Annotated in this window: 16 protein-coding genes; 5 read left to right on the forward strand and 11 right to left on the reverse strand. The window is 64.2% G+C overall.

From position 1 onward, the window contains the following. Positions 1–70 precede the first annotated feature (70 nt). The 4 genes from HOP03_06200 to HOP03_06215 all read left to right on the forward strand — a co-directional run bounded on the left by HOP03_06200 (position 71) and on the right by HOP03_06215 (position 6,560). Complete coding sequence (locus HOP03_06200; GenBank protein ID NOT87755.1) at positions 71–1,375, forward strand: TolC family protein; 1,305 nt, start codon at positions 71–73, stop codon at positions 1,373–1,375. Next, positions 1,372–2,898: an efflux RND transporter periplasmic adaptor subunit gene (locus HOP03_06205; GenBank protein NOT87756.1), complete on the forward strand. Its 1,527-nt coding sequence runs from the start codon at positions 1,372–1,374 to the stop codon at positions 2,896–2,898. Before HOP03_06200 ends, HOP03_06205 begins: the two co-directional genes overlap by 4 nt. Further along, positions 2,895–6,050, forward strand: coding sequence for an efflux RND transporter permease subunit (locus HOP03_06210; protein NOT87757.1), 3,156 nt, complete (start codon positions 2,895–2,897; stop codon positions 6,048–6,050). Before HOP03_06205 ends, HOP03_06210 begins: the two co-directional genes overlap by 4 nt. Before the next feature lie 234 nt (positions 6,051–6,284). Next, entirely contained in the window at positions 6,285–6,560 is a 276-nt protein-coding gene (locus HOP03_06215) for a copper-binding protein (protein NOT87758.1), read from the forward strand. A 153-nt stretch (positions 6,561–6,713) separates the two neighbouring features. Here the strand turns inward: HOP03_06215 and HOP03_06220 are convergent, their stop codons facing one another. Both HOP03_06220 and HOP03_06225 read right to left on the reverse strand, forming a co-directional pair. Further along, entirely contained in the window at positions 6,714–7,325 is a 612-nt protein-coding gene (locus HOP03_06220; GenBank protein NOT87759.1) for a cation transporter, read from the reverse strand. A 10-nt stretch (positions 7,326–7,335) separates the two neighbouring features. Further along, positions 7,336–9,291 carry a c-type cytochrome gene (locus HOP03_06225; GenBank protein NOT87760.1) on the reverse strand — a complete coding sequence of 652 codons (1,956 nt, stop codon included), beginning with the start codon at positions 9,289–9,291 and terminating at the stop codon, positions 7,336–7,338. 84 nt (positions 9,292–9,375) lie between these two features. Between HOP03_06225 and HOP03_06230 the strand changes: the two genes are divergently transcribed. Next, on the forward strand, positions 9,376–9,804 hold the full coding sequence (locus tag HOP03_06230) for a helix-turn-helix domain-containing protein (GenBank protein ID NOT87761.1): 429 nt from the start codon (positions 9,376–9,378) through the stop codon (positions 9,802–9,804). Positions 9,805–9,853: 49 nt separating this feature from the next. On the opposite strand, the gene HOP03_06235 is transcribed toward HOP03_06230, so the two are convergent. The 9 genes from HOP03_06235 to HOP03_06275 all read right to left on the reverse strand — a co-directional run bounded on the left by HOP03_06235 (position 9,854) and on the right by HOP03_06275 (position 23,810). Next, entirely contained in the window at positions 9,854–10,177 is a 324-nt protein-coding gene (locus HOP03_06235) for a YnfA family protein (GenBank protein NOT87762.1), read from the reverse strand. Positions 10,178–10,250: 73 nt separating this feature from the next. Further along, positions 10,251–12,308: a heavy metal translocating P-type ATPase gene (locus tag HOP03_06240; GenBank protein ID NOT87763.1), complete on the reverse strand. Its 2,058-nt coding sequence runs from the start codon at positions 12,306–12,308 to the stop codon at positions 10,251–10,253. Positions 12,309–12,460: 152 nt separating this feature from the next. Next, on the reverse strand, positions 12,461–12,802 hold the full coding sequence (locus tag HOP03_06245; protein NOT87764.1) for a P-II family nitrogen regulator: 342 nt from the start codon (positions 12,800–12,802) through the stop codon (positions 12,461–12,463). Next, positions 12,802–13,122 carry a P-II family nitrogen regulator gene (locus tag HOP03_06250; GenBank protein ID NOT87765.1) on the reverse strand — a complete coding sequence of 107 codons (321 nt, stop codon included), beginning with the start codon at positions 13,120–13,122 and terminating at the stop codon, positions 12,802–12,804. Before HOP03_06250 ends, HOP03_06245 begins: the two co-directional genes overlap by 1 nt. After that, a complete protein-coding gene (locus HOP03_06255) occupies positions 13,119–16,232 on the reverse strand; it encodes an efflux RND transporter permease subunit (GenBank protein ID NOT87766.1) in 3,114 nt (1,037 codons plus the stop codon). The genes HOP03_06250 and HOP03_06255 overlap by 4 nt, the downstream gene beginning before the upstream one ends. A gap of 30 nt (positions 16,233–16,262) precedes the next feature. After that, entirely contained in the window at positions 16,263–17,498 is a 1,236-nt protein-coding gene (locus HOP03_06260) for an efflux RND transporter periplasmic adaptor subunit (GenBank protein NOT87767.1), read from the reverse strand. Next, the gene (locus tag HOP03_06265) at positions 17,495–18,727 is read right to left on the reverse strand and encodes a TolC family protein (protein NOT87768.1); all 1,233 of its coding nucleotides are present in this window, start codon (positions 18,725–18,727) and stop codon (positions 17,495–17,497) included. Before HOP03_06265 ends, HOP03_06260 begins: the two co-directional genes overlap by 4 nt. A 731-nt stretch (positions 18,728–19,458) precedes the next feature. Further along, the gene (locus HOP03_06270; protein NOT87769.1) at positions 19,459–22,311 is read right to left on the reverse strand and encodes an insulinase family protein; all 2,853 of its coding nucleotides are present in this window, start codon (positions 22,309–22,311) and stop codon (positions 19,459–19,461) included. Then, on the reverse strand, positions 22,302–23,810 hold the full coding sequence (locus HOP03_06275) for a hypothetical protein (GenBank protein ID NOT87770.1): 1,509 nt from the start codon (positions 23,808–23,810) through the stop codon (positions 22,302–22,304). The genes HOP03_06270 and HOP03_06275 overlap by 10 nt, the downstream gene beginning before the upstream one ends. Positions 23,811–23,873: the final 63 nt, after the last annotated feature.

Below are 23,873 nucleotides of genomic sequence, written 5' to 3' on the forward strand. Positions count from 1 at the left end.
CCCCGACCGCGACTCGCTCTCGCGCTGCCGATACCGGCGGCGCGCTCGTCGTTGCGTGTTCGGAGGTCTTATGTCCGTTTTCTGTTCGCTGTACCGCCGGTGCAGCTTCCGCCATTGGGCGGCGCTGGTGCTTGCCCTGACATTCGTGGCCGCACCTGCATGGTCGGCTGCGCCCATTGCGTTCGATGATGCCGTGCGCTTGGCGGTGGAGCACGCGCCCGCGCTCCAGGCGCGGCGATTGCAGACCGAAGCCGCCCGGGAAGACGCGGCGCGTGCCGCTGCGCTGCCTGATCCCAGGCTGACGCTGGGACTTACCAACGTCCCGGTCACCGGCACGGATGCGTTCGACCTGCGCGCCGATGACATGACCATGAAGCAGGTCGGTGTCATGCAGGAATTCCCGGCGTGGGCCAAGCGCCAGGCCCGCCGCGCGGTGGCCGATCGCATGATCGAACAGACGCAGGCGCTGACCTTGGTCGAACGACTGGCCGTCCGCCAAGCCGCCGCCCAGGCCTGGATCGCCTTGTGGACCGCCCAGCGTGAAATCGAGGCGCTGCAGGCCCAGCGGGAGCAATCGGCTCTTGCGATCAGTATCGCCAAGGCACGGTTGGCCGGCGGGACAGGTACCGCGGCCGATGCCTTGGCAGCCCAGTCGGCGGCGCTGGAACTGGACAATCGCATCGATGCGGCCGAGGCGGACGTCGCGGCGGCCCGCGCCACGTTGGCGCGCTGGCTGGGCATCGAACCCGAAGAGCTGACGATCATCGGTGCATCGCCGGACCTGACCGTGCTGTCCGTCGACGAGTCCTCTTTGCTGACGTCGGTGGCTCGCCAAGGCCCGCTGCTAGCGTGGCAGTCGCGCGAATCGGTAGCCGAGGCTGCCGTGGCCGCCGCCGTGGCCGAAACGCGCCCCGACTGGAGCGTGAGTGCGATGTACGGCCAGCGTGAGCGCACGTCGGGTGGTATGCCGCGCAGCGACATGCTGAGCATCGAGTTCTCCATTGGCCTGCCGCTGTTGACGCGCAATCGTCAGGATCGCGGCGTCGCGGCGCGACGCGCGGAGTTGGATGCGGTCGCGGCCGAGCACGAGGATGCACGCCGCATGCAGGTCGAAGCCGTGCGCCGTGGCCTCGCCGAATGGCATGGACTGAAGCGTCAGATCGCACGCAAGGAACAACAGGCGTTGCCGCTGGCGCACGATCGCTCGCAGGTCGCATTGGCGGCCTATCGCGGCGGCGGCTCATTGCAGCCGTGGCTCGACGCCCGCCGCGACGAACTTGAACTGCACATCGAACACGCTCGCCATCTGGGCGAACTCGGGCGCGTCTGGTCCGCGCTCGCCTACCTGCTCGACGATGAGGAAAAGCAGCCATGACCCGCAAGCAAACGTATGCGATCGCGATGTTGCTTGCCGTCGGCCTGTTGGCCGTCGGTCTATTCGCAGGCCACTGGTGGGCGCGACACCATGCCGGGGACGGCAAAGGGATGGTCGCCGATACCGAATCGACCGCCGATGCGCGCAAAGCCCTGTACTGGTTCGATCCGATGGTGCCGGACCAGCACTTCGACAAGCCGGGCAAGTCGCCCTTCATGGACATGCAGTTGGTGCCCAAATATGCCGACGAGGTGACCTCGTCCGACGTGCGCATTGCGTCGGGTGTGCAGCAGAACGTGGGTATGCGCACGGCCCCGGTCGAAACCGGCACGCTCGCGTCCGAGATCCGCGTGCCGGGCACCTTGACTTGGGATCTGCGCCAGGAATTTGTGGTCAGCGCCCGCGTCGAGGGCATCGTGACGCGGGTCGAGGTGAAGGCACCGTTCGAGCCGGTCCGTCGCGGCCAGCCGCTTGCGACCTTGCTGGCCCCCGAGTGGAGCAGCGCGCTGGCCGAAGCGCAGGCGCTGGGCGATGCGCGCTCGGCATCCGCACGGGAGTTGCGCAGCGCAGCGCAACAGCGATTGCGCGTGCTGGGGGTGTCCGGTCGCAGCGGCAGCGGCGGTGTGGTGTTGACGGCGCCGGGCGATGGCGTGGTGAGCGAGGTGCTGGTACGCGAAGGCCAGACGGTGATGACGGGAACGCCGCTGTTCCGTATCAACGGCACGGCCACGTTGTGGCTGGAGGCCGCGATTCCACAAGCCGGCGTGGCCGGCATCCGGCCCGGCACGCCGGTCGAGGCGATGATCGATGCATTGCCCGGGCAGATATTCGCCGGCGAGGTGGAAGCCCTGCTGCCGCAGATCGACTCGATTAGCCGGACCCAGCGCGCGCGCGTCGTGCTGCGCAATCCGCAAGGTCAGTTGGTGCCGGGCATGTTCGCCGAATTGCGTCTGCGCCCGGAAGGTGGCCAAGCGGTGCCGCTGGTGCCGAACGAGGCATTGATCGCAACGGGTACCGACAGCCGCGTCATCGTGGTCGGCACGGACGGGGCGTTCCAGCCGGTGCGCGTGCGCACGGGCCGCAGCAGCGGCGGCAAGACGGAAATCCTCGCCGGCCTGCAAGGGGGCGAGCGCGTGGTCGTCTCCGGCCAGTTCCTGATCGACTCCGAAGCCAGCCTCTCTGGGGCGTTGCAGCGTCTGCAAGCCCCGGAAGCACCTGCACCGATTACGAAGCCGATGCAGGACATGGAGACGTCATCCAAGGCGATATCGACAGCATCAAAACCGACGATGCCGAAAACGACAGTCCACAAGCCGAATGCCGGCAAGCCGTCCGATAGGGCACGGCGCTCATGCACGGTGGCGTACTGGTACGACCCGATGGTGCCGGACCAGCATTTCGAGCAACCGGGCAAGTCGCCCTTCATGGACATGCAGTTGGTGCCGAAGTTTGATTCGGGCGCGGATTCCAATTGCACTGTGCGCGATGTCGAAGCCGCGGCCACAGCGGAGCCACGGCCATGATCGCCCGGCTCATCCGGATTTGTATCGCCAACCGTGGCTTGGTGCTGTTGATAGCCGTGCTGCTGGCGGCAGGGGGTATCTCGTCCGTGCGGCAGACGCCATTGGACGCGCTGCCGGATCTGTCCGATACGCAGGTGATCATTCGTACGCAGTGGCCCGGGCAAACGCCGCGCATCATCGAGGATCAGGTCACCTATCCGCTGACAACAACAATGCTCTCCGTCCCGGGCGTGCGCGCGGTGCGCGGCTACTCCTTCTTCGGCGACTCCTTCGTCTACATCCTGTTCGACGACGACACCGATCTGTACTGGGCGCGTTCGCGGGTCCTCGAATACCTCAGCCAAGTACGCGGCCGCCTGCCGGAGGGCGTGAATCCCGCGCTCGGCCCCGACGCCACCGGCCTGGGCTGGATCTACGAGTACGCGCTCGTCGATCGCAGTGGCCAGCACGACCTTGGCCAACTGCGGGCGCTGCAGGATTGGATGTTGCGCTACGAACTGAAGACCATCCCCGATGTGGCCGAGGTCGCGAGCATCGGCGGCATGGTCCGCGCCTGGCAGATCGTGCCCGAGCCACAGGCGCTGGCGGCCCGGGGTATTACCGTCGCGCAGCTGGTGGATGCGGTGGAAGCAGCCAATGGCGCCACCGGCGGTTCGGTGATCGAACAGGGCGAAGCCGAGCTGATGGTACGCAGCGAGGGTTATCTGCGCACGACCGGGGACTTCGAGCGGGTGCCGGTGACGACCGCCGCCGGTGGCGTGCCGGTGCTGCTGGGTGAGATCGCCACCGTGCAGCGCGGCCCGACGTTCCGTCGCGGCATCGCCGAGTTGGATGGCGAGGGCGAAGTCGCCGGCGGCGTGATCGTGCTGCGTACCGGCAAGGATGCGTTGACGGCCATCGACCGCGTCAAGGCGAAGCTGCAGGCATTGCAAACCAGTCTGCCAAAAGGCGTGGAGATCGTGCCGGTCTACGACCGTTCCGAACTGATCCGCGAGGCGGTCGGCAATCTCACGCGCAAGCTCGGCGAAGAGTTTCTGGTCGTCGCGCTGGTGTGCGCGGTGTTCCTGTGGCATCTGCGTTCGGCGCTGGTGGCAGTGATCACATTGCCGCTGGGGGTGCTGGCAGCGTTCATCGTGATGCGTTATCAGGGCATCAGCGCGAACTTGCTGTCGCTCGGCGGTATTGCGATCGCGATCGGCGCGATGGTCGATGCGGCGGTGGTGATGATCGAGAACGCGCACAAGCATCTGGAGCACTGGCGCGACGCGCACGGTGAAGACCCGGCGGGTGAGGCGCGCTGGCGGTTGATGGCGGACGCGGCCAGCGAAGTCGGCCCGGCGCTGTTCGCCAGTCTGTTGGTCATCACCCTGTCGTTCGTGCCGGTGTTCGCGCTGCAGGCCCAGGAAGGTCGGTTGTTCGCGCCGCTGGCCTATACCAAGACGTATGCGATGGCGGCGGCGGCCGGCTTGTCGGTCACGTTGATTCCGGTGTTGATGGGATATCTGATCCGGGGGCGCATCCGACCCGAGACGGCCAACCCGCTGAACCGGATGCTGATCGCCGGCTATCGGCCGGTGCTGAACACGGTGTTGCGGCATCCACGTCTGACGCTGATCGCCAGCAGCCTGCTGTTGTTGCTGACCGTGATCCCGTATACCCGCATCGGCAGCGAATTCATGCCGCCGCTCGACGAAGGCACGTTGCTCTATATGCCGACGGCGTTGCCCGGGCTCTCCTCGGGCAAGGCCGGCGAACTGCTGCAACTGTCCGATCGCATGATCAAGACCGTGCCCGAGGTCGCGCATGTGTTCGGCAAGGCGGGCCGTGCCGAAACCGCCACCGATCCGGCGCCGATGGAAATGTTCGAGACCACGGTGACATTCAAGCCGCGCGATCAGTGGCGACCCGGCATGACGCCGGACAAGCTGCGTGCGGAACTGGACGCGGCGGTGAAGGTGCCTGGCCTCACGAACCTGTGGGTGCCGCCAATCCGCAATCGCATCGACATGCTCGCCACCGGCATCAAGAGCCCCATCGGCATCAAGGTGTCCGGCCCGGACACCGAGGTCATCGAACGGCTCAGCGCGCAGATCGAAGGTGTCGCCAAGACCGTCGGCGGTGTCAGTTCGGCGTTGGCCGAACGTGTAACTGGCGGACGCTATGTCGACGTGCGCATCCGCCCGGAGGTCGCGGCCCGCTACGGTTTGAGCCAAGCGGATCTGCAGCAGCTGATCGCCATCGTCGTCGGTGGCGATGCCGTCGGCGAGACCATTGAAGGCCGCGAACGCTATCCCATCGTTATCCGTTACCCACGTAGCCAGCGCGATTCGTTGACCGCGCTGGTGCAGTTGCCGCTTGTAGCTCCGGACGGCGCACAACTGACGCTTGGCCAAGTGGCTGACCTCTCGCTCAGCCCGGGTCCACCGATGCTCAAGAGCGAGAACGGCCGACTGGTCGGTTACGTCTACGTCGATGTCGCCGGCCGCGACCTCGGTTCGGTGGTCGCCGATCTGCAGCAACGCATCGGCGCGGACGTGAAACTGCCGGCGGGCTATGGCATCGCCTGGTCGGGACAGTACGAATATCTCGAACGCGCACTGTCCCGCCTGCGATGGGTCGTGCCGGCCGCGCTGGCGATCATCTTCCTGCTGATCTACCTCGTGTTCCGCAGCGCCAGCGAGGCCGCCATCATCATGCTCAGCCTGCCGCTGGCGCTGGTCGGCGGGTTGTGGCTGATCTGGACGTTGGGTCACGCGGTCTCGATCGCCACGCTGATCGGCTTCATCGCCCTGGCCGGCGTCGCCGCCGAGTTCGGCGTGATCATGCTGCTGTACCTGCGTCAGGCTTGGGAGCGGCGACTGGCGGCCGGCGAGCCCGCCACCCTCGACACGCTGGAAGCAGCGATCCGCGAAGGCGCGGTGCAGCGCGTGCGCCCGAAGGCGATGACCGTCGCGGTGATCCTCGCCGGCCTGTTTCCGCTGTTCGTCGGCGGTGGGGCCGGTTCGGAGGTCATGCAGCGCATTGCCGCGCCGATGCTCGGCGGGATGCTCACCGCGCCGCTGCTGTCGATGCTGGTCATCCCGGCCGCGTTCCGGCTGTTGCGCGGCCGAGCGCTGTCGCATGCATCGGCGATCGCACATGAACCCCGCTGAGAGATCACATCCCTCGTCCCCGGTCGCGACGGCAGTCGAACTGCAGTACCGCCGCGCCATCCGTAGTCACCTGCCCATCAACCGCGAGACATCCTCATGAAAATGATATCCCCGATCCTCATCTCGACAGCCTTGTTGCTCGCCGGCTGTTCACAAGCCTCCAGCCCCGACAGGACCACCGCCGAGGGTGGGGCGGTGGAACACAAGCCGATGACGGCTACCGAGCATGCGGCAATGGCTGGGCCGACGAAACCGGTATCGACGGAAATGCCGCAGTCGGCCCGAACCGCTTCAGCGACCGGCACTGTCGAATCCGTCAACGCCGCTGCCGGCACGATTACGCTCGCTCACGGCCCGGTCGACGCATTGGGCTGGCCAGCGATGACGATGGGGTTTAAAGCCACACCCCAGCAGATCGCGTCGGTGAAGGCCGGTCAGCTGGTGCAGTTTGAGTTCGCGTCCCAGGGTATGGACGCGACCATCATCGAAATTGCCTTGGCGCAGCAGTAACGGGGCAGTTGGCCAGGCCGTCACGATGTGGGGGCCTTGCCAGCATCCAGTCAATTGCATCGGGACACGCAATTTCTGCGCGCCTCACGCAGCGAAGAGATCCCGCTTGGAGATGTATTCCTACGTCAACATCTGCAGCATGCCGAACCCAATTCAGTGCGCTTCATCGCCACGCCGCTCCGCACGGGCATCGCGCAGGATTTCGACCGCTTCCTTGATCACATACAAGCCGATCAACGCGCCGATAAAAAAATCCGGATACGGCGACCGCAGCCAGAGCACCAGCATCCCAGCCAAGATGACGCCAAGATTGGCCACCACATCGGCACGCGTGAACAGCCACGTCGCCCGCAGATGCACCTCGCCTGACTTCAAGGGAGCGAGCATACGCAACACGGTGACATTAACTGCCAACGACAGCAGTGCGGTACCGATCATCCAACCACTAAGCGGCTCAGCGCCGAAGACGACGCGGCGACCTACTTCGACCAGAATACCAATGCCCAGTACCAGCAGCACGCTGCCGCTAAACAGCGCGGCATTGGCCTTGAACCGGGCCGTACGGCCGATCGCGACCAAACCAATCGCATAAGCGGTAGCGTCGGAGAGCATGTCCAAGGCGTCGGCCAGCAGACCTGTAGACTGGGCGATCCAACCGGCAACGCCACCAATCACCGCCATGGCCGCATTAAGTGCCAGCGCAATCCTGAGTATGCGACGCTCGTTCGCGTTCTTGGCTTCGTGATGGCAACCGCATTCGCTCATGGCAATATCCTCATGACTTGGCCGGGATCGAGGCTCGCCCGGATCGGGTGTTGACGACGAATCCAATCAACGCCACGGTCGCCACCACCAACTGCGCCAGCAGCGATTGCCAGGAAGGGTAGACGCCAAGCCATTCAATCCTTGGTGCTTGAACGAGCGCTTGGGGTATCCAGCCCGCCTCTTGCAAAGCGGCCACGCCTTTGCCCACCAGGACCACCGCCAGAATCGCAATCAGGATCGAACTGATCGAGAAGAACTGTCCGATCGGCAAACGTCGGCTCATCCGCAGCATCCAGTACGCTACGACGGCGAGCACCACGCTACCGGCCACAAGGCCGGCGACGATGGCGCCGGAGGCCTGTTCGCTCCACATCGCGATGTAGAACAAAATCGTCTCGAACACTTCGCGGTAAACCGCCACAAAGGCCAGCGTGAACAGAAAAATTGCCGAACGCCGCGTCAGCGCCGCCGACATCTTGGCGTGCAGGTACTGTTGCCAACGGCCGGCCAGGCTCTTCTGATGCATCCAGATGCCTACGCTCAACAGCACGGCCGCGGCGAACAACGCCGAGATGCCTTCAGTCACTTCGCGATTGGCGCCACTGATGTCGACCAGGTAGGTCGCCGCGGCCCATGTCAAAGCGCCCGCCAGCAGCGCACCCGCCCAGCCGGCGTGTACGTAAGGCAGCATGTCCCGACGCTCGGCCTTACGCAGAAAGGCGATCATGCCAATCACGATCAACAGGGCTTCCAAGCCCTCGCGCAGCAAGATGGTGAAGCTACCGAGGAAAGCGGTGGTCGTGTCCGTGTGCTTGTCCAGCAGCACCGTCTCGGCGCGACCGAATAATGCATCGACCTGCGCCGCTTGCGCGGTGAGTTCGGCGAGCGTTGCGCGGCTGCCCAACAGTGTGCGAAACCGTGCCATGGCGGTTTCGATCTCGCGCAGCAGCGCCACGTTACGCGTGGCCAGCGTGGGTTCGACCGGCTCCACGCCATCCAGGTAGGCCGACAGGGCCAGCGACGTGGCTCGCGTGATATCGCCGGCGGCGTAGGCACGTTGGCTGTCGGCCAGTCGCTGCCTCGCCAGCGTGAATGGCCCGCTACTCGACAGAGGCTCGTTCACCGCCTGAGGGCGGGAACGCAGATAGGCAACGATCGCCGCGGCCTGCGCCGGGGATAGCGTGCTTGTGAGATCACTTTCGCGGGTGTGGGTCAGGGCTTCCAGGGTGGGAATGCGCCCGCGCAATTCGGCATTCCCGCGCCACAACGCTTCACCGTCGGCGCGTGTTTGTGGCGAATACGCCAGGCTGCCTACGTAGAATGCCAGCGCCCAGCGGTCGGCATCGGGCAGTGCGGCGAAACTGGCCATTCCGGTTCCGGGTACACCCTGCGAAATCACCTCATACAGTGCGAAGGGTGTGCGCTGGGCGGCGCGGGCGGCATCGCTGAAGGCGATCGGCGGCGGATCCAAGCTGGCAGCGGCCGGGCCATCACCGCGACCGTTCGGGCCGTGGCAGGCGGCGCATTGCTGGGTATAAAGTGCTGCGGCTTGGGCCGGCTCCGGCGGCGATATCGGTACTGCGCCAATAGGGTAGCTGACTAGCAGTTCGTCGGCCAAGCCGCGGGCGAGTGCGGCGACCTGCATGGGCTCAGCCTTGGCTGCCACCGCAGCCACCAGCCGGTCGGCCTGGGCCATCAGCACGGGTTGCTGATCTGTGGCCGACATCGCTGCCAGTTGCGTTTGCACCGCGGCGGCGAACTCCCGCATCTCTTCATATTCGCCGACATCGGCGACCCGGCCAGCCTGTACGGCGCCGGCATAGTCGACCGCGATGTAATCCAGCATTTGCCATGTCTGGCGCGGGTTGACCTGATTCGTTTCGGCCGCGATTGCACAGGCGGGCACCACCGCCATCCACATCATGGCGAGGAGGCTCAGACGGATCAAATGGGCGAACCGGGGCATGGGCGATATGCAATCCAAGGCCAGCTGGCACCGGCGGAAAGGCCAGAGTAAAGTCTGTAGTGACTACAGAGTCAAGAGATGCGAATGAAAATCAGTAACGCCGCAGCCGCCAGCGGCTGCCACTTGGAAACCATCCGCTACTACGAGCGTGTCGGCTTAGTGCGGCCGCCAGCGCGGACGGCCAGCGGCTACCGTGTTTACAGCACCGTCGAGGTCGAGCGCCTGCGTTTCATTATCCGCGGACGCGAATTAGGTTTCAGCCTGGAAGAGATCCGCAGCTTACTTAGGCTGAACGACGACCCCCTCATGTCGTGCGGGAATGTCGATACCCTCGCTCGGGGGCACTTGGCGGCTATCCAGCACCGAGTGGAGCAACTGCAGCGCATGGCCGCCGAATTGGAGCAGGTCATCATTCAATGCTCGGGTGGTGAACGCGGTGCGTGTACGATCTTGGGCGCTCTTAAGCAAACTGGGGGTGCTACTGAATGCATGAATCCTCAGTGCCGCACATGATGGCCGAGCGCACTTCGGGATTGTTTCTCTACCGACGGAATGCGAATGCTCAGATGTTGCGCGGAGCGAATGCGATGACCGCCATGCCGGCGAGCGCCAGAGCACCGCCAAGGAGGTCCCAACGGTCGGGACGGATTCCATCGACGGCCCACAGCCACAGTAGGGCCGTAGCAACATAGATGCAGCCGTAGGCGGCATAGGTCCGGCCGGCGGCGGATGGGTGCAGGCTCAACAGCCAGACAAAGGCCACCAGCGATAGCGCTGCCGGGAATAGCACCCACATGCCAGCGCGTCCATTCAGCCAAAGATAAGGCAGGTAGCAGCCGACGATCTCGGCCACAGCGGTGGCGCCGAACAGTAAGACGGTTCTCATCACGGTCTCCATGTTGTCGCCATTCTGTAAGAGCGGAATCAACACCATATCGCAACGAGGCGATGCGGACGGTTTACTCCGAATGTGATCGGACCTCGCCTTGAGGCGCTCTGTAAGCCAGCAGCCTCAACGCATTAGCGACCACCAGCAGCGTCGAACCCTCATGGAACAACACCGCGATGCCCATCTTGAGGCCGAACATCGTTGCCGGGATGAGGATGACGACCATGCCCAGGCTCGCCCACAGATTCTGGCGAATGATCCGACGGGTCTGCCGACTCAAACCGATCACGAATGGCAGTTTCGACAGGTCGTCACCCATCAGCGCGACATCGGCGGTTTCAAGGGCGACGTCAGAACCTGCGGCCCCCATCGCGATGCCCACCGATGCCACAGCCAAGGCCGGTGCGTCGTTGACGCCGTCGCCGATCATCGCGACATCGCCGGCTGCCTGCAGTTCGCGGATGGTCGTCACTTTGTCCTCGGGCATGAGATTGCCGAGGGCGCGGTCGATGCCGACGCTCTTCGCCACAGCATCCGCGACCTGCTGGTTGTCGCCCGACAGCATGACCATCTCGCGAATGCCCAGCTCTCGTAGTTGCGCGATCACGGCCGTCGCGGCAGCACGCGGCGTATCCATCAATCCGATCGCACCGAGGTAGCGCTCGCCGTGTTTGACGGCGAAGGTGGTGCGTCCTTCGGACTCGAGGCGGAGCATGCGCGCATCGAGATCCGGCGGCAGGCCAGCGGTGTCGATCTCGGCGAACAGCGCTCGCTTGCCGATATACACAACTTGACCATCGACCTCCGCGCGCAACCCTTTGCCGGTCAGGCTTTGCAGATTGGTGGCGACCGGTAGTGCCACACCGGCGAGGCGTTCACTGCCATCACGGACGACGGCCGCAGCCAAAGGATGATCGCTCAGACGTTCGACCGCGACCGCGACGCTGAGCAGTGTTTCCTCATTGATATTTTCAGCAGTCAGCACATCGGTTACGCGCGGCTGGCCTTCGGTCAAGGTGCCGGTTTTGTCGAACGCCAACGCATGCAACACCCCGAGCCGTTCCAGCGGTGCGCCACCTTTGATCAGTACCCCTGACCTCGCCGCCCTCGCCACGCCGCTGAGCACCGCGCTGGGCGTCGAGATCGCCAGCGCGCACGGGCTGGCGGCTACCAGCACGGCCATTGCTCGATAGAACGACGCGCTGAATGGCTCGTCGATCACTACCCAGGCGAACAGCAGCACGAAGGCCAGGGCCAGCACCGCCGGGACGAAGTAACGTTGGAACCGGTCGGTGAACAGTTGGGTGGGCGATTTCTGGTTCTCGGCCGATCTCACCATCTCGACGACGCGCGACAGCGTACTCTGATCAGCACGGCGGCTGACTTCGATTTCAACGAGTTGCGCACGGTTGAGGGTACCGGCGAATACGCGATGCTCGGCACTCACCGCATCCGGGTTTTCGCGCGCTGTCGCGGTATCGGCGACCGGCCGTTTGTCGACCGGCACGCTTTCGCCGGTGATCGCGGATTGGTCAATGCTGGTCTCACCGACAACGACGAAGCCGTCCGCTGCGATCCGCTCGTCCGGTTTGACCACTACGATGTCGCCCACCTGCAGCGCTTCGACCTTGGTTTCGACCAGTTCCTGGCCGCGCCGCACCAATGCGGTCTCAGGTCGCAACTGCGCCAAGGCTTCGATCGCACGACGGGCACGGCCCATTGCATAGTTTTCGAGCGAATGTCCCAGACTGAACAGGAACAGCAGCAAACCCGCTTCCCCCCAGTGTCCCAGCGCGATCGCGCCGGCCGCGGCGACGAGCATCAGCGTGTCGATCTGCAAACGCCGTTTGCGGAGATTTTCGATAGCCTCCCGCACAGTGAACCAGGCACCTGCCAAGCAGGCTGCGGCGTACAGTCCACGCACGATGATCACGTCCTCGCCCATCGTGCGGCTGACAATCCAACCGATGAGCAACAGCACGCCGCTGAGTAGCGCGAAGCCCAGCTCCAAGTTTCCGCTACCGTGTTCGTGACTGCCGTGACTGCCGTGGCTGTCATCTTCATGGGTGTCGTGTGGCGACTCTTCGTGCGATGCATGCTTGTTTATGGACATGGCGCTTTTCCTCATGGTCGGTTGAGCTGCAGCAGTTTGTGCATATTTGCGATCAGCACCTCGCTGACCTGACGGCAAAGCACCGCGTGCAGGGTCTAGATCTGATATGCGCCGTAACGCCGGATCTGTCCTGCCTTCTGTTGCATCCAGTGAGCTGTATTCACTGATCAGGAGGGCAAGGCCTTACGAATGGTCCATGCCTGATCGACAGGATGAACGAACACCACACCGGAAGGAAGGTTGCCGACATGTCCAGTTTCGCGAATCAGTGCCACCACAGACTCGGCGCGATCATCCTCACAGTAGGCCTCGATTCTGGTTTCCGGGCTGCCGACAGATCCCATGTCCGGCCGTACGATCGGTTCATCCGGATGCACCACACCATGCACTCGCGTCAGCGAGAGCTGATAGAGACCTGCACGCTCGAGCGCATGCACAATGCGGTCGGCATGCGAGGGGTGTACGTAAGCGAGGATCAATTTCACGGCTGTCTTCTCCAGATTGATCATTACGACACATCGTTGATAGGAATCGACTGTTCTACTGAACTGACGTAGATCCACCCTGAGTCGGCATGCCCGGTTCGCCCCACACGGCGAAAGACTTCGATGGCCCGAGCAACCTCGATGTCCTCACAGAAGACCTCGATCTGGACTTCGCTGATCACCTTCTCGCCCAACTCGACCGAATACTCCTGCTCACGCGCACTGAGTGCGCGCAGCAGTCCCTTGACATCGAACAGGCTGACCCGCTGGAAACCCGCTGCATCCAAAGCGTGGATCAGATCTCCTACACGATTGCGGTGTACGAATGCCTTGATCTGTTTCATGGTAAGGCCTCTCTCGTTTTACGTTCGGCACGTAGTTCCAGCCATTCATAGAGCACGGGCAACAACACAAGAGTCAGTAGCGTCGAGCTGATCAAGCCGCCCACCACCACAGTCGCCAGTGGCCGTTGGGTTTCCGCGCCTACACCACTGGAAATCAGCATCGGAACCAAGCCAAGCACCGCGACGCTGGCAGTCATCAGCACTGGTCGGAGGCGCAAGGCCGTGCCTTGGATCACCGCTTCGCGGACTGATAGCCCCTTGTCGCGTAGTTCATTGAGAAAACTGACCAATACGATGCCGTTGAGCATCGCTACACCGAACACGGCGATAAAGCCGATAGCGGATGGAACGGACAGATACTGCCCGGTGACGAACAATGCGAGCAGACCGCCGATGGTGGCGAATGGCACGTTGGCGAGGATGAGCGCTGCATACTTGATGGAGTTGAACGCGGTGTACAGCAGAACGAAAATGAAGAAGATCGTAATCGGTACGATCAGAGCCAGCTTCGCCAAAGCGCGCTGCTGGTTCTCGAATGCCCCACCCCATTCGATCCAATAACCTGCAGGCAACTTCACCTGTTGTTTGATCGCCGCCTCGGCTTCTTTCACGAAACTATCCACATCGCGACCGCGCACGTCCATCTGGATGACCGCGTAACGCTGCAACTGTTCGCGGCGGACGAAGGAATATCCCTCTGCGACGCTAACATCAGCGACTTCGGACAATGGCACCACAGCACCATTGGCGGTACGCAACGGAATCTGGCGCAACGACTCCACTGACGCCCGCGTCGCCTCGCTCAACCGCACGGCAATATCAAAGCGCTTCACGCCATCCAGCAATACGCTGACCGGCTCGCCACCAAGCCCATTACGGACGATCGTCAGCACTTCCTCGGCGTTCATGCCGTGACGGGCCAACTCGTCGCGATCGACTTCGATGCGGATCTGCGGCTTGCCGACATTCGCTTCCAGCGACAGATCGGCCACGCCTCGAACTTTGCCGAGTGCCGTCTTGAGTTGCGCACTGATACGATCAAGCTCTTCCAAGTCCTCGCCATAAAGTTTCAATGCGAGTGTCGCGCGTACGCCGGAGATCAGCTCTTCCACGCGCATCTGGATCGGTTGCGTGTAGCCGGGCACGACATTGGGCACTACCTTTTCCAAGGTCTCTTGCATGGCTTCTTCGAGCTGTTTGATATTACGCCCGGTTTTCCACTCGTCCTCCGGCTTGAGGGCAGTGTAGATTTCCATATAGTTGACATCTGCGGTCTCACCTTTTTCGGCGCGCCCAATCATGGCCAAGGTGGTATCTACCTCGGGAAACTGCTCGAAGGCCTTTGCGATTGTGTTGCTGGTCTTGATCGATTCGTTGAGCGACGTGGACGGGATACCTGTGACACGCCACATGATCGAACCTTCCTGCAACTGTGGCATGAACTCCTTGCCCAGAAACGGAAACAGCGCCAGGCTCGCGACCAGAGCAACCACTGCGCTGATCACTACCACTTTCTTGCGCTCCAGCGCTTTCGCCAGCAGCGGTCGATAGACCCGTTTAATCCGCGCGACCAGCCACGTATCACGCTCGGGCTTGGGCTTCAGGATCATCGAAGCCAATACCGGGATCAGGGTCAAGCTCAACACCATAGACCCAGCCATCGCGAAGGCAATATTGAACGCCATCGGCTTGAACATCTTGCCTTCGAGGCCTTCCAGTGAGAACAACGGCAGGAACACGACGATGATGATGGTGATGGCGAACGCAATCGGATTGGCGACTTCTTTCGCTGCGGTCAGAACTGCAGACGTTCTATCGACTTTTTCACCATGTTCGAGGCGTTCGGCCATGATCCGAAAGGCATTTTCGACCATCACCACAGCGCCATCGACCATCATGCCGATACCGATCGCCAAACCTGCAAGCGACATCAGATTTGCCGAAAGCCCCGCCTGTCCCATGCCGATGAATGCGATCAACATCGCTAATGGCAAAGTCACGATCACCACCAATGCCGAGCGTAATTCACCGAGAAAGAGGAACAAAATGATCGCAACCAGAAGTGAACCCTCGATCAACGCCCGCACAGCCGTGCCGACCGCCTTGTTGACCAAATCAGTGCGCTCATAGACGGGCTTAAGAACGATGCCCTCCGGTAACGCATCGCGCACGACATCGAGCTTACCCTTGACCGCTTCGACCACGTCCTTGGCATTCTCTCCGATGCGTGCCAAGGCCATGCCGAGCACGACTTCCTCGCCATCGCGTGTCACCGCACCAAATCGCGGTGCAGGGGCTTCAACCACACGCGCGACATCACGCAGATACACCGGCACGCCGTCTTCGGCCTTGAGCACGATCTCGCCGATATCCTCGGTTGACTTCAGCAAGCCCAAGCCGCGCACCAGAAACTGCTCGCGGCCGACATCCATGACGTTGCCGCCGACCTGGCCATTGTTGGCCGGCAACGCAGCAATCACGTCACCGAATCCCAAGCCACGAGCGTACAGACGCTGAGGGTCAATCTGTACCTGGAACTCGCGCTCGCCGCCGCCCCAAGAGGTAACGTCGTCGACACCAGGCGCGGTGCGCAGGACCAGGCGCACCGTCCATTCCTGCCAAGTGCGCAGGTCCATATCGGTAACTTGTTCCTTGCTGACACCCGGTGCGCGTTCGACGGTGTACCAGAACACTTGCCCCAGACCAGAGGTGTTCGGTCCCATGCTGGGTTTGCCGTAGCCCTCCGGCAACCGGTCGCCGATTTCCTGCAGGCGCTCGTTAACGAGTTGGCGAGCGAAGTAGATGTCCATGTCGTCTTCAAAATAGACCGCGACATACGACAGGCCGAATAAACTCACCGAACGGATTTCCTGCACTTTCGGTAGGCCGGCCAATGCAGATTCCACAGGTGTGGTAAGCAGCAGTTCGATATCTTCGGCCGCCAGCCCCGGAGATTCGGTATAGATGTTGACTTGAGCGGGCGTCACGTCGGGAAACGCATCGATAGGCACGTTGCGTACCGCATTCATGCCAAGGAACGCCACGACCGCGAAGATGATGATCACGAGGAATTTGTAACGCAGGGAGAGTTCGACGAGGCGATTCAGCACGTCGCACCTCCATCCGGTTTCAGGGCGAGGTCAATGCGCATGACCTTCTCCCAGTTGCGCCTTGAGCATCTGCGACTTCACCGCAAAGGCACCGGCCACGACGACCGTATCGCCCGCTTTCAAGCCCTCGCGAATCACGGTGCGGTCTCCAACGACCTCGCCGGCACGTACAGCAACGGGTTCGAGCGCACCGTCCGCGCTACGGCGGAAGACCACCGTGTCGCCTTCGAGCTGTACAAGGGCATCGGTCGGCACCGAGAGTTGGGTTGCGGACTTGTCGACGGCGTTGGCGGCAGCTGTTGCCTCGAAATACACTTCGACGAAATCGCCGCCATGCAAACTATCTTCCTTGTTCGCGACCTCCAGTCTTATCGTCGCACTGCGAGTCGCATCCGAGGTCCGGTGCGCACTGCGCAACACTTTTGCCGCGATGCGCTCGCCACCAATCACCACGGTGGCAGCGCTTCCCGCCTCGATCCGCGAAACGGTACCGGGCGGCAATTTCGCATCGACCCATACGATCGATTCATCGACCAGACGGAATAGAGCCTTGCCTGGCTCGATCCGCTCGCCAACAACGAAATCATCCTCGGTGATGCGGCCAGCATGCGGTGCAGTCAGAGTGAACTGGCCGTTGACTGTGCCGCTGGAGGCGCCGGGGAGACCGTAAGCCTGGGCTTTGGCACGAGCACGATCGACGGCGACTTTGGCTTCGGTGATGCGACGCCCTGCGACCGCTTCCCGGCCGAGTGCGGACACACGGCGCCATTCCTGTTCGGCAATACGCAGTTCTGCCTGGGCATCGGAAACCTCGACGCTCGCCAGTGTCGCCAGCGGCACTCCCGCGCGGACCTCATCGCCGAGCTTGACATGCCGCCTCACTACCAATGCCGCGACGCGCGGCGTGATCAGCGTCGTTCCATAGGCGCTGTCGACCACTTCGCCCGGAGCTCTCAACTCCTCGCTAAGTGAGGACGGCTGCAATGTCTGCAGCGTGATACCGGCGGCTTTGAGCGCGGCCTCATTCATTTTCACCGGGGCAGTAGCTTCGCTTTCCTCGGCGTGCTCGCCTTCCTCGGCATGCCCGCTCTCTTCGTCGTGCTCAGCCTCGCCCTCCGCGTGGGCTTCTTCCGTCTTGTCAGCCGATGTGGCTTCCACAGATGCTGCGGCTTTGGGGTTTTCGGAACAGGCACTTAGCGCGAACAACAGTGCTGCGGCCAGCGGTAGCAGGGTCAGTCGGTGATTCAGCATATTGGTGGCTCTCATGGGGTGCGCTCCAGATCGGCCCAGTCTTCAAGACGGCCGGTGGCAGCGAGGTAGTCGGTGTAGGTGCGCCACAGGCGCGCTTGCAGTTCGGCGCCGGCCAGTTGTGTGTCCAGCGTCTGCTTGAGCTGCAGCAGATAGTCCGCGGTCGACAATTCGCCCTCGCGCCACAGGCGTTCGAGCAGATCTGCACGGCGTTCGACGTCGGTCCCACGGCTGCGCTTCCAGCCATTCCAAGCCGCGTATGTCGCGGCGTAGCTGTCGGTGACGCGACGGCGGTCGGCGTCCAGCGCCAACCTCACGCGCTCCAACTCAGCTTGGGCGGCATGGACATCAGCTTGGGCTGCTACCACTTCGGCTCGGTAGCTGTTGCGGACGAACAGCGGGACGGTGACCGTAACTCCGAAAACGTTGTCTCGGGGACCGCCAACGTCGTATTCCTTGCGTCCACCGTATGCACCGATGGTCGGATCGGCGACACGGCTGCGTCGGGCCACCATGACATCCCGTTCTGCGGCCTTGGCGGCGGCATCAGCCACCAGCCATTCCGGTAAGGCCTGCAGATCGTTAGTCATCGGTTCTGGCGCCGGCAAATCGTCGGTCGATAGTGGCGCTGCCAAAATCGCCTCGACGTTGCCGCCGACACTGCGGAACCGCGCCTCCGCATCGGCTTGATCAGCTAACAGCTGCGATTGCTCCGCCTGGGCCTCATCGCGGGCCAACTGTGCCAGATCGCGCTCCAGCCCTGAAATATCATCGGCTGCGAACTGCTTTGCGGCCAACTCGGCAAAGCGTGTCACCAGTGCCAGCCGGCGCTCCCCGGTACGAACGCGCTGCTGCGAGGCGTGTAGATCCGCCAAACCGGTTAGCCATTGTCGAGCGAAATCGCGTCGGCGTATTCGTGCTTCGGCAGTGGCCAGATCGACGCGGGCGCTGGCGGCATCGCTTCGGGCGCGGCGTTTGCCGCTCACATCCAGCGTGAGATTTATCCCTGCACTAGTAGTGCGCTCGCCTCCCTCATCGTCGCCGGAGAACTCCAGCTCAGGGTTATACAGCGGCTGTCCCGCAGCATCGAGACGAGCGCGAGCCGCCGCCAGTTGGGCTTCGGTGGCGCGATAACTGGGATGTTGCTGCCATGCAGCTCGCAGCGCCTGACGAACAGGCGCGGTGGTGATGCCGGGTTCTGTGGCATTTGCCACGCTCAGACAAACGCTGCCGGCCAATACGGCCATGGCAGCGCGCGCGACAACACGTCGCGCCAAGTAAGAAAAGGGCATAGAAAGATCCTCTGAGTCGACAATGACCTTCAGTGACACGGCACTGAAAGCGTTTGTATTCGACTCAGATGATCGGAGGACGGAGCTGGGCTTGCAGAGGAGGTTCTGGCGGCCGAGAACCAGCACCGGACGCGGGCATATGCCCTGTCATGAAAACAAAACAAGCAGGCACTACAGCGACATCCGCCACCTGATGGCAGGCACCGTGAGAACAACTGCTGGCGTGTGCCGATGGTGTTGGAACCGGATCGTCACCCGTACCCGTTGACGGTGGTGCCTTCAGATTGGCGGCATACTCACCGGCCTCCTGACCAAAGCCCAGGTCAGCCATGTCATGACCGACGCAAGCCGCAGCTGCACCAATCTTCAACCCGAATAGAAGCAACACAAAGACTGCCAAGCGCGTCGAAGTGCGCAGCCGGTTGAGAAGTCGGGCGTTGGCTGGGGGGGCAAACATCCTAGATAGGCTACAGGCAGATCCGTGCGTTACACAATACACAATTTCGTCGGAAGTAAGGCGTGTCCCGTCCGCAGACGGGTCGCAAGGCCGGGACCGCCCTTTCCAAGCAGCGCACTGTTACGCTACGCTGCGATCCGGCGTGAGAGAGCGTTTGGATTTCACGTGCTCTGGCTGCGCCAATTTCTTTCGTCGAATCTCTCTCGGACGGTATTTCCGCTGTCGCAGATCAACGCACAGGCTCGGGTGCCGCAGAGGTTTCTTCCGGCACGTTGCCCGCCAACGCGCGCACCAGTTGGTCTGCGCGGATGTACTTCCGCCAGGCGGCGTTGACGTCCTCGAGACTCAACTCGGTGATCCGTTGTTCGAGGGGCGCGTTGATTGCCCGCGCGCCGGTCCGCAGCGTCTGTAGCTGGCGGCCCAGCAGCAGGCCCGGCTGGGCGGCGAGGCGTCGTTGCTCCTGCAGATATCCGGTCTTGGCCAGCGCCAGTTCGTCAGCGCCAAACCCGTTGCGCTCGACCATCTCCAACTCATCGGCCAACGCGCTCTCTACGCGCTGGCGATCGCTCACCGCGAAGCTCGCGGAGGCGCGCCACGACGAGCTGGGCGCGGTGGCGTTCCAGTCGAGCTGGGACCACGCCCCGTAGCTCAGGCCTTCGCGCTCGCGCAGCCGGCGCCAGAGCCGGCCGCTGCCCTGCTGACCGAACATGCGATTCGCCAGCGCGAGCGCCAGCGCATCCCGCTCCCCCTCGCGCAGCGGCAGGAAGGCGGCCCAGCTCAGGAACGCATTGTCGGTGCCCGAACTCCGCCAGATCAGCGTTTTGGGCGCAGGCGCCTGCCGCTGTTCGTCGTCGACGAGTGCCGGCGCCCCAGCGCGATCGGCGGCCAACAACGGCTTCAGGTGGCGCTCCATCGCTTTCGCCACTGCCGCCGCGTCCATGTCACCGACAACGGCCATCCGCACTTCCCGCAGCGGCAGCAGCGCTGCCCTGGCCTGTTCGATGTCGGCCAGCCCGACGCGCTGCAGCGAGGCCATTTCCTCCTCGATCGTCGGTGCGTAGCGCACGTCGTTTTCCGCGTACGGTTTGCCGTGCCGCGACAGGAGTTCGTCGAGGCGTGCCGAGGGGTCCTGCGAGGCACGATCGAGCCTGCCCCGCCATTTCCGCTTCTCGCCCTCAAGCGCCGCCTCTTCGAAGCGGCCGGCCTCGAGCAGCGCACGCACCCGGGCCATCGCAGCATCGAACTGGCCGGTGCTGGTCTGGATGTCGATCAGCAGCTCCTGGCGGAAAAAGCCCACCGTCAATCCGGTCTCGATGCGGTCGAGTTCGAACTGGAACGCGGGTGCGCCGCCGGGCGTCGCGCGGTACGTACCGAGCATCGCGGCCATCAGGCCTGCGGCGCGCGTCTGCTCCTGCGATGACGTGGCCGCCAGCATCGGGATCGCCAGCCGGGCGAGCACCGCACCGCCGCGCTGCGGACGTCGCGTGACGGACAGCGCCAGGCGCCGGTCCGCGAGCATCCTGGTCTGGGGCCGGACTTCGGCCGCGGCATCGAAGGGCGCCGCCAACGTCTTGGCCGGGCGGGTCGCCCCGTTCGCTCCCGCTGGTTGCTCCGGCAATGCCACCGCACCGGTCGATGCCCGTGCCACCGGTGCGGCCGGGGCGCCGGTGGGAAGCAATGTCACCACCAGCGGCGTGCGGAGCCAGTCCGCTGCGACCCGACCCAAGTCCTCACGGGCGAGCGCCCGCATGCGCGCATAGTCGGCCAGATGCAGACGCCAGTCGCCGCGACCGGCCGCCTCGGACAGGTCTTCGGCCAGCCGCTCGGGGTCGTTGAATCGCCGCCGCCATTCCGCCATCCAGCCGTAGCGTGCCTGTTCGACCTGCTCCGGCGTCAGCGCAGCGGCATCGGCCAACGCCACGCGCAAGGCCTCGGCCACCGCTGCGGGCGCTTGCCCGGCCGCCGGCTGGGCGGCGAACAGCAGGGTGCCGCCGTCGGCCTGCTCACGTGCCTGTCCCAGCACCCTGGCGGCGATGCCGGCATCGACCAACCGCCGGTTCAGCAGCCCCGACGGCTCGCGCGTCAGGGCGTAAGCCAGCAGCCGCGCGGCGGCGGCGTCTCCGTCGCGCGCTCCTGGCCCCGGCGTTGCCGCCATGACGATGGGCCCCACGCCCGGCCGCGCCAGCGACAGCGACTGGGCGGTCGCGACCTCGTGCGACGGCCCCGGGCGGGTCTCTCCAGCGGGCTGCCCGGGTCCCTGCGGCAGGGCGCCGAAGTCCCGCGCGATGGTCCGCAAGGTCTCTTCGGTCTCGAACGCGCCTGTAACGACCAGCGTCGCCTTGTCCGGCCGATAGTGCTGGGCCCGCAACGCTGCCAGGCGAGGCGCGTCGAGCGATTCGATTTCGATCAGGCGTCCGATCGGCGCCCTTCCATACCCCTGGCCGGCATAGAGGGTCCACATCGATGCCTCGATCGCCACGCCCAGCGCCGAGCCCTGCGCACCTTGCATCTCGTTGCGGATCGCCCCGAGTTCGCCCGCCACCTGCCCGGGCTCGATCGCGCCGTCCGCGAGCGCTCCCGCCAGCCATTCGAGGTACCAGCGCTGCACTGCCGCATCCGCGGCGAAGCTGGCCATGAAGGTGGTCCGGTCATGCGACGTCGTCGCATTGGCGCGGATCCCGCGCTGCGCGATGGCGGCGGATGCACGCCCCTGGCCCAGGCGCGGCCTGAACATCAGGTGCTCGAGCACATGCATGGCCCCGCTCGCGCCCGCCGGGTCTTGCAGCGCGCCGGCCCGCACGGTGAGTTGCACCGCGACGACCGGCTTCGACGCATCGGGCACCAGCAGTACCTGCAGCCCGTTGGGCAGCCGGTATTCGCTGATACCTTCGAGCGTCCGCACCGGAACCGGCTGCACGACAGCCGCTCCATCCCCTGCGGGAGCGGATGGGGTGACGGCCGACACCGGCAGCGAGGCCAACAGGCCGGCGGCGAGCAGGGCGGCAGCGCCCAGTCCAACCGTCCACCCGTGGGATCGGGCGCGCGCCCATGGGCGCGACGGCACGGCAAGGTTCAGGCGCATGTGAGCTCCGGGTCGGTCAGGTGAATATGGGTTTCTTCCGCAACGCCTTCATCGATGAAGGCGGCGATCGCTTCGCGCAGCGCCGGCAGATCCGCAGCGCTGGGATACCGGCCATCCAGGCGCACGTAGCACTCGTCCTTGAGCCGTTCGCGGTCGAGCCGTATCCGTGGCCTGGTCCAGCGCGCCCGGATCGCCCGGCGTGCCGCGACCGACGCATCCGATGCGTCCGGCATCACGGCCCCTGCCTCGCTGGCAATGCGCATCAGGTCGGCCTCCAGCCTGTCCAGCGCCGTCGCGCCGGGCATTGCGTGTGCCTGCCACGGCGTGCCCTCGAAGATCGACCACGCCTTGTGCCGCAATGGACGCAGCCAGAGGTCGAGTTCGCGCGCGAGGGGCGGGCCGGCCGGGCCCTTCAGCAAGGCTTGCGCATCGACGTCCGCGAATCCCAACAAGCGCAGCAAGGTCGCGTACATGCCTTCGCCGTAGGCCCGGAGCACCTGGTCGCACGTGCGCGCCCGCCATATCCGGGCGGGTTCGCCATGGCCTGCGGTGAAGCGGAACCCGCATGCGACGCCATTGACGGTGTCGACGATGTCGCGAAACTCCTCGCCGCTGGGATGGTGTCCGGATGCCACCCAATAGCGCGCCAGTGACGGCACCGCGGCGGTCGCGCCGAAGTCCAGCAGCCGGCCGTCGAGGGCGACATTGGAGGAGCTGACGCCCCCGTGCGGCAGACACAGCAGGTAGGTCGCTGCCAACTGCCGCGACCAACGCGCGAAGCCCGCCGTCAGTTGGTCCTGCAGCGGATCGGTTCCGCCGGCATGCCGTTCGAGCGCGGCGATCGTGCAACGCACGCGATGCGCATCCGCCAGTCCCGGCAACGCTTCGGTGCCTCGATAGAACGGTGCGCGCTCGAGATGCGCCGGCCGCAGGAACGCGCGACGCACCAGCAGACAGCAGCGTTCCGGCTTGGGTCCCTGATCGGTCTGCCACACCTGGACCGTGCCGGTCGCAATGATCGCCAGCGTGCGCACCGCGCCGTATGGCAATTCGCGATGCAGGATCTCGGCCAGCAACGATTCGCGGACGCACTCCTCGAGATACGCGCCGCCCGACGCATGCCCCACATCGACGTCGCGGCCGATCAAGGGCGTCCGCCCCACGCCCTTCACGCAGTACGGGCCGATGATCGCAGCGCGACCGCTGCCGCCGTTGGTGCCGATGCCGCCGCCGCCATAGCGGTCGGCAGTGCCGGTCCGGTCGGGCGTCTCGCCATCCGCGCTGACCTTGTACGCGCAGGCCGCGAGCAGGTATGCGGTGTAGGCGGCGCGGTCGCCGTTCAACCGCGTCCAGGCCGGATCGGCTTCGGCTTCCTCGGTGTTCAACCAGAGCAGCGTTGCGCCCTGCAGCCTCGTCAGCGGCACCGGCACATGACCATTCACCGGATCGAGCACATCCACCGCGACTTCGGCGTGTTGGCCAGCATCGAACAGGTTCATCGGGCGCGTCGACTCCAGGAGTTTCAGGGGCTCGGGGATTTCAGGGGAGATGCGTAAAGGGAT

The organism is Lysobacter sp., from assembly GCA_013141175.1.
In the GTDB taxonomy this organism is placed as follows: domain Bacteria; phylum Pseudomonadota; class Gammaproteobacteria; order Xanthomonadales; family Xanthomonadaceae; genus Lysobacter_I.

Bases quoted from the DNA above. Each gene is read 5' to 3' on its own strand.
- HOP03_06270 (NOT87769.1), bottom strand. From the start codon at position 22,311: ATGCGCCTGAACCTTGCCGTGCCGTCGCGCCCATGGGCGCGCGCCCGA.
- HOP03_06240 (NOT87763.1), bottom strand. From the start codon at position 12,308: ATGAGGAAAAGCGCCATGTCCATAAACAAGCATGCATCGCACGAAGAG.
- HOP03_06245 (NOT87764.1), bottom strand. From the start codon at position 12,802: ATGATCAATCTGGAGAAGACAGCCGTGAAATTGATCCTCGCTTACGTA.
- HOP03_06250 (NOT87765.1), bottom strand. From the start codon at position 13,122: ATGAAACAGATCAAGGCATTCGTACACCGCAATCGTGTAGGAGATCTG.
- HOP03_06210 (NOT87757.1), top strand. From the start codon at position 2,895: ATGATCGCCCGGCTCATCCGGATTTGTATCGCCAACCGTGGCTTGGTG.
- HOP03_06205 (NOT87756.1), top strand. From the start codon at position 1,372: ATGACCCGCAAGCAAACGTATGCGATCGCGATGTTGCTTGCCGTCGGC.
- HOP03_06200 (NOT87755.1), top strand. From the start codon at position 71: ATGTCCGTTTTCTGTTCGCTGTACCGCCGGTGCAGCTTCCGCCATTGG.
- HOP03_06275 (NOT87770.1), bottom strand. From the start codon at position 23,810: ATGAACCTGTTCGATGCTGGCCAACACGCCGAAGTCGCGGTGGATGTG.
- HOP03_06260 (NOT87767.1), bottom strand. From the start codon at position 17,498: ATGAGAGCCACCAATATGCTGAATCACCGACTGACCCTGCTACCGCTG.
- HOP03_06225 (NOT87760.1), bottom strand. From the start codon at position 9,291: ATGCCCCGGTTCGCCCATTTGATCCGTCTGAGCCTCCTCGCCATGATG.
- HOP03_06230 (NOT87761.1), top strand. From the start codon at position 9,376: ATGAAAATCAGTAACGCCGCAGCCGCCAGCGGCTGCCACTTGGAAACC.
- HOP03_06220 (NOT87759.1), bottom strand. From the start codon at position 7,325: ATGAGCGAATGCGGTTGCCATCACGAAGCCAAGAACGCGAACGAGCGT.
- HOP03_06215 (NOT87758.1), top strand. From the start codon at position 6,285: ATGGCTGGGCCGACGAAACCGGTATCGACGGAAATGCCGCAGTCGGCC.
- HOP03_06265 (NOT87768.1), bottom strand. From the start codon at position 18,727: ATGGCCGTATTGGCCGGCAGCGTTTGTCTGAGCGTGGCAAATGCCACA.
- HOP03_06235 (NOT87762.1), bottom strand. From the start codon at position 10,177: ATGAGAACCGTCTTACTGTTCGGCGCCACCGCTGTGGCCGAGATCGTC.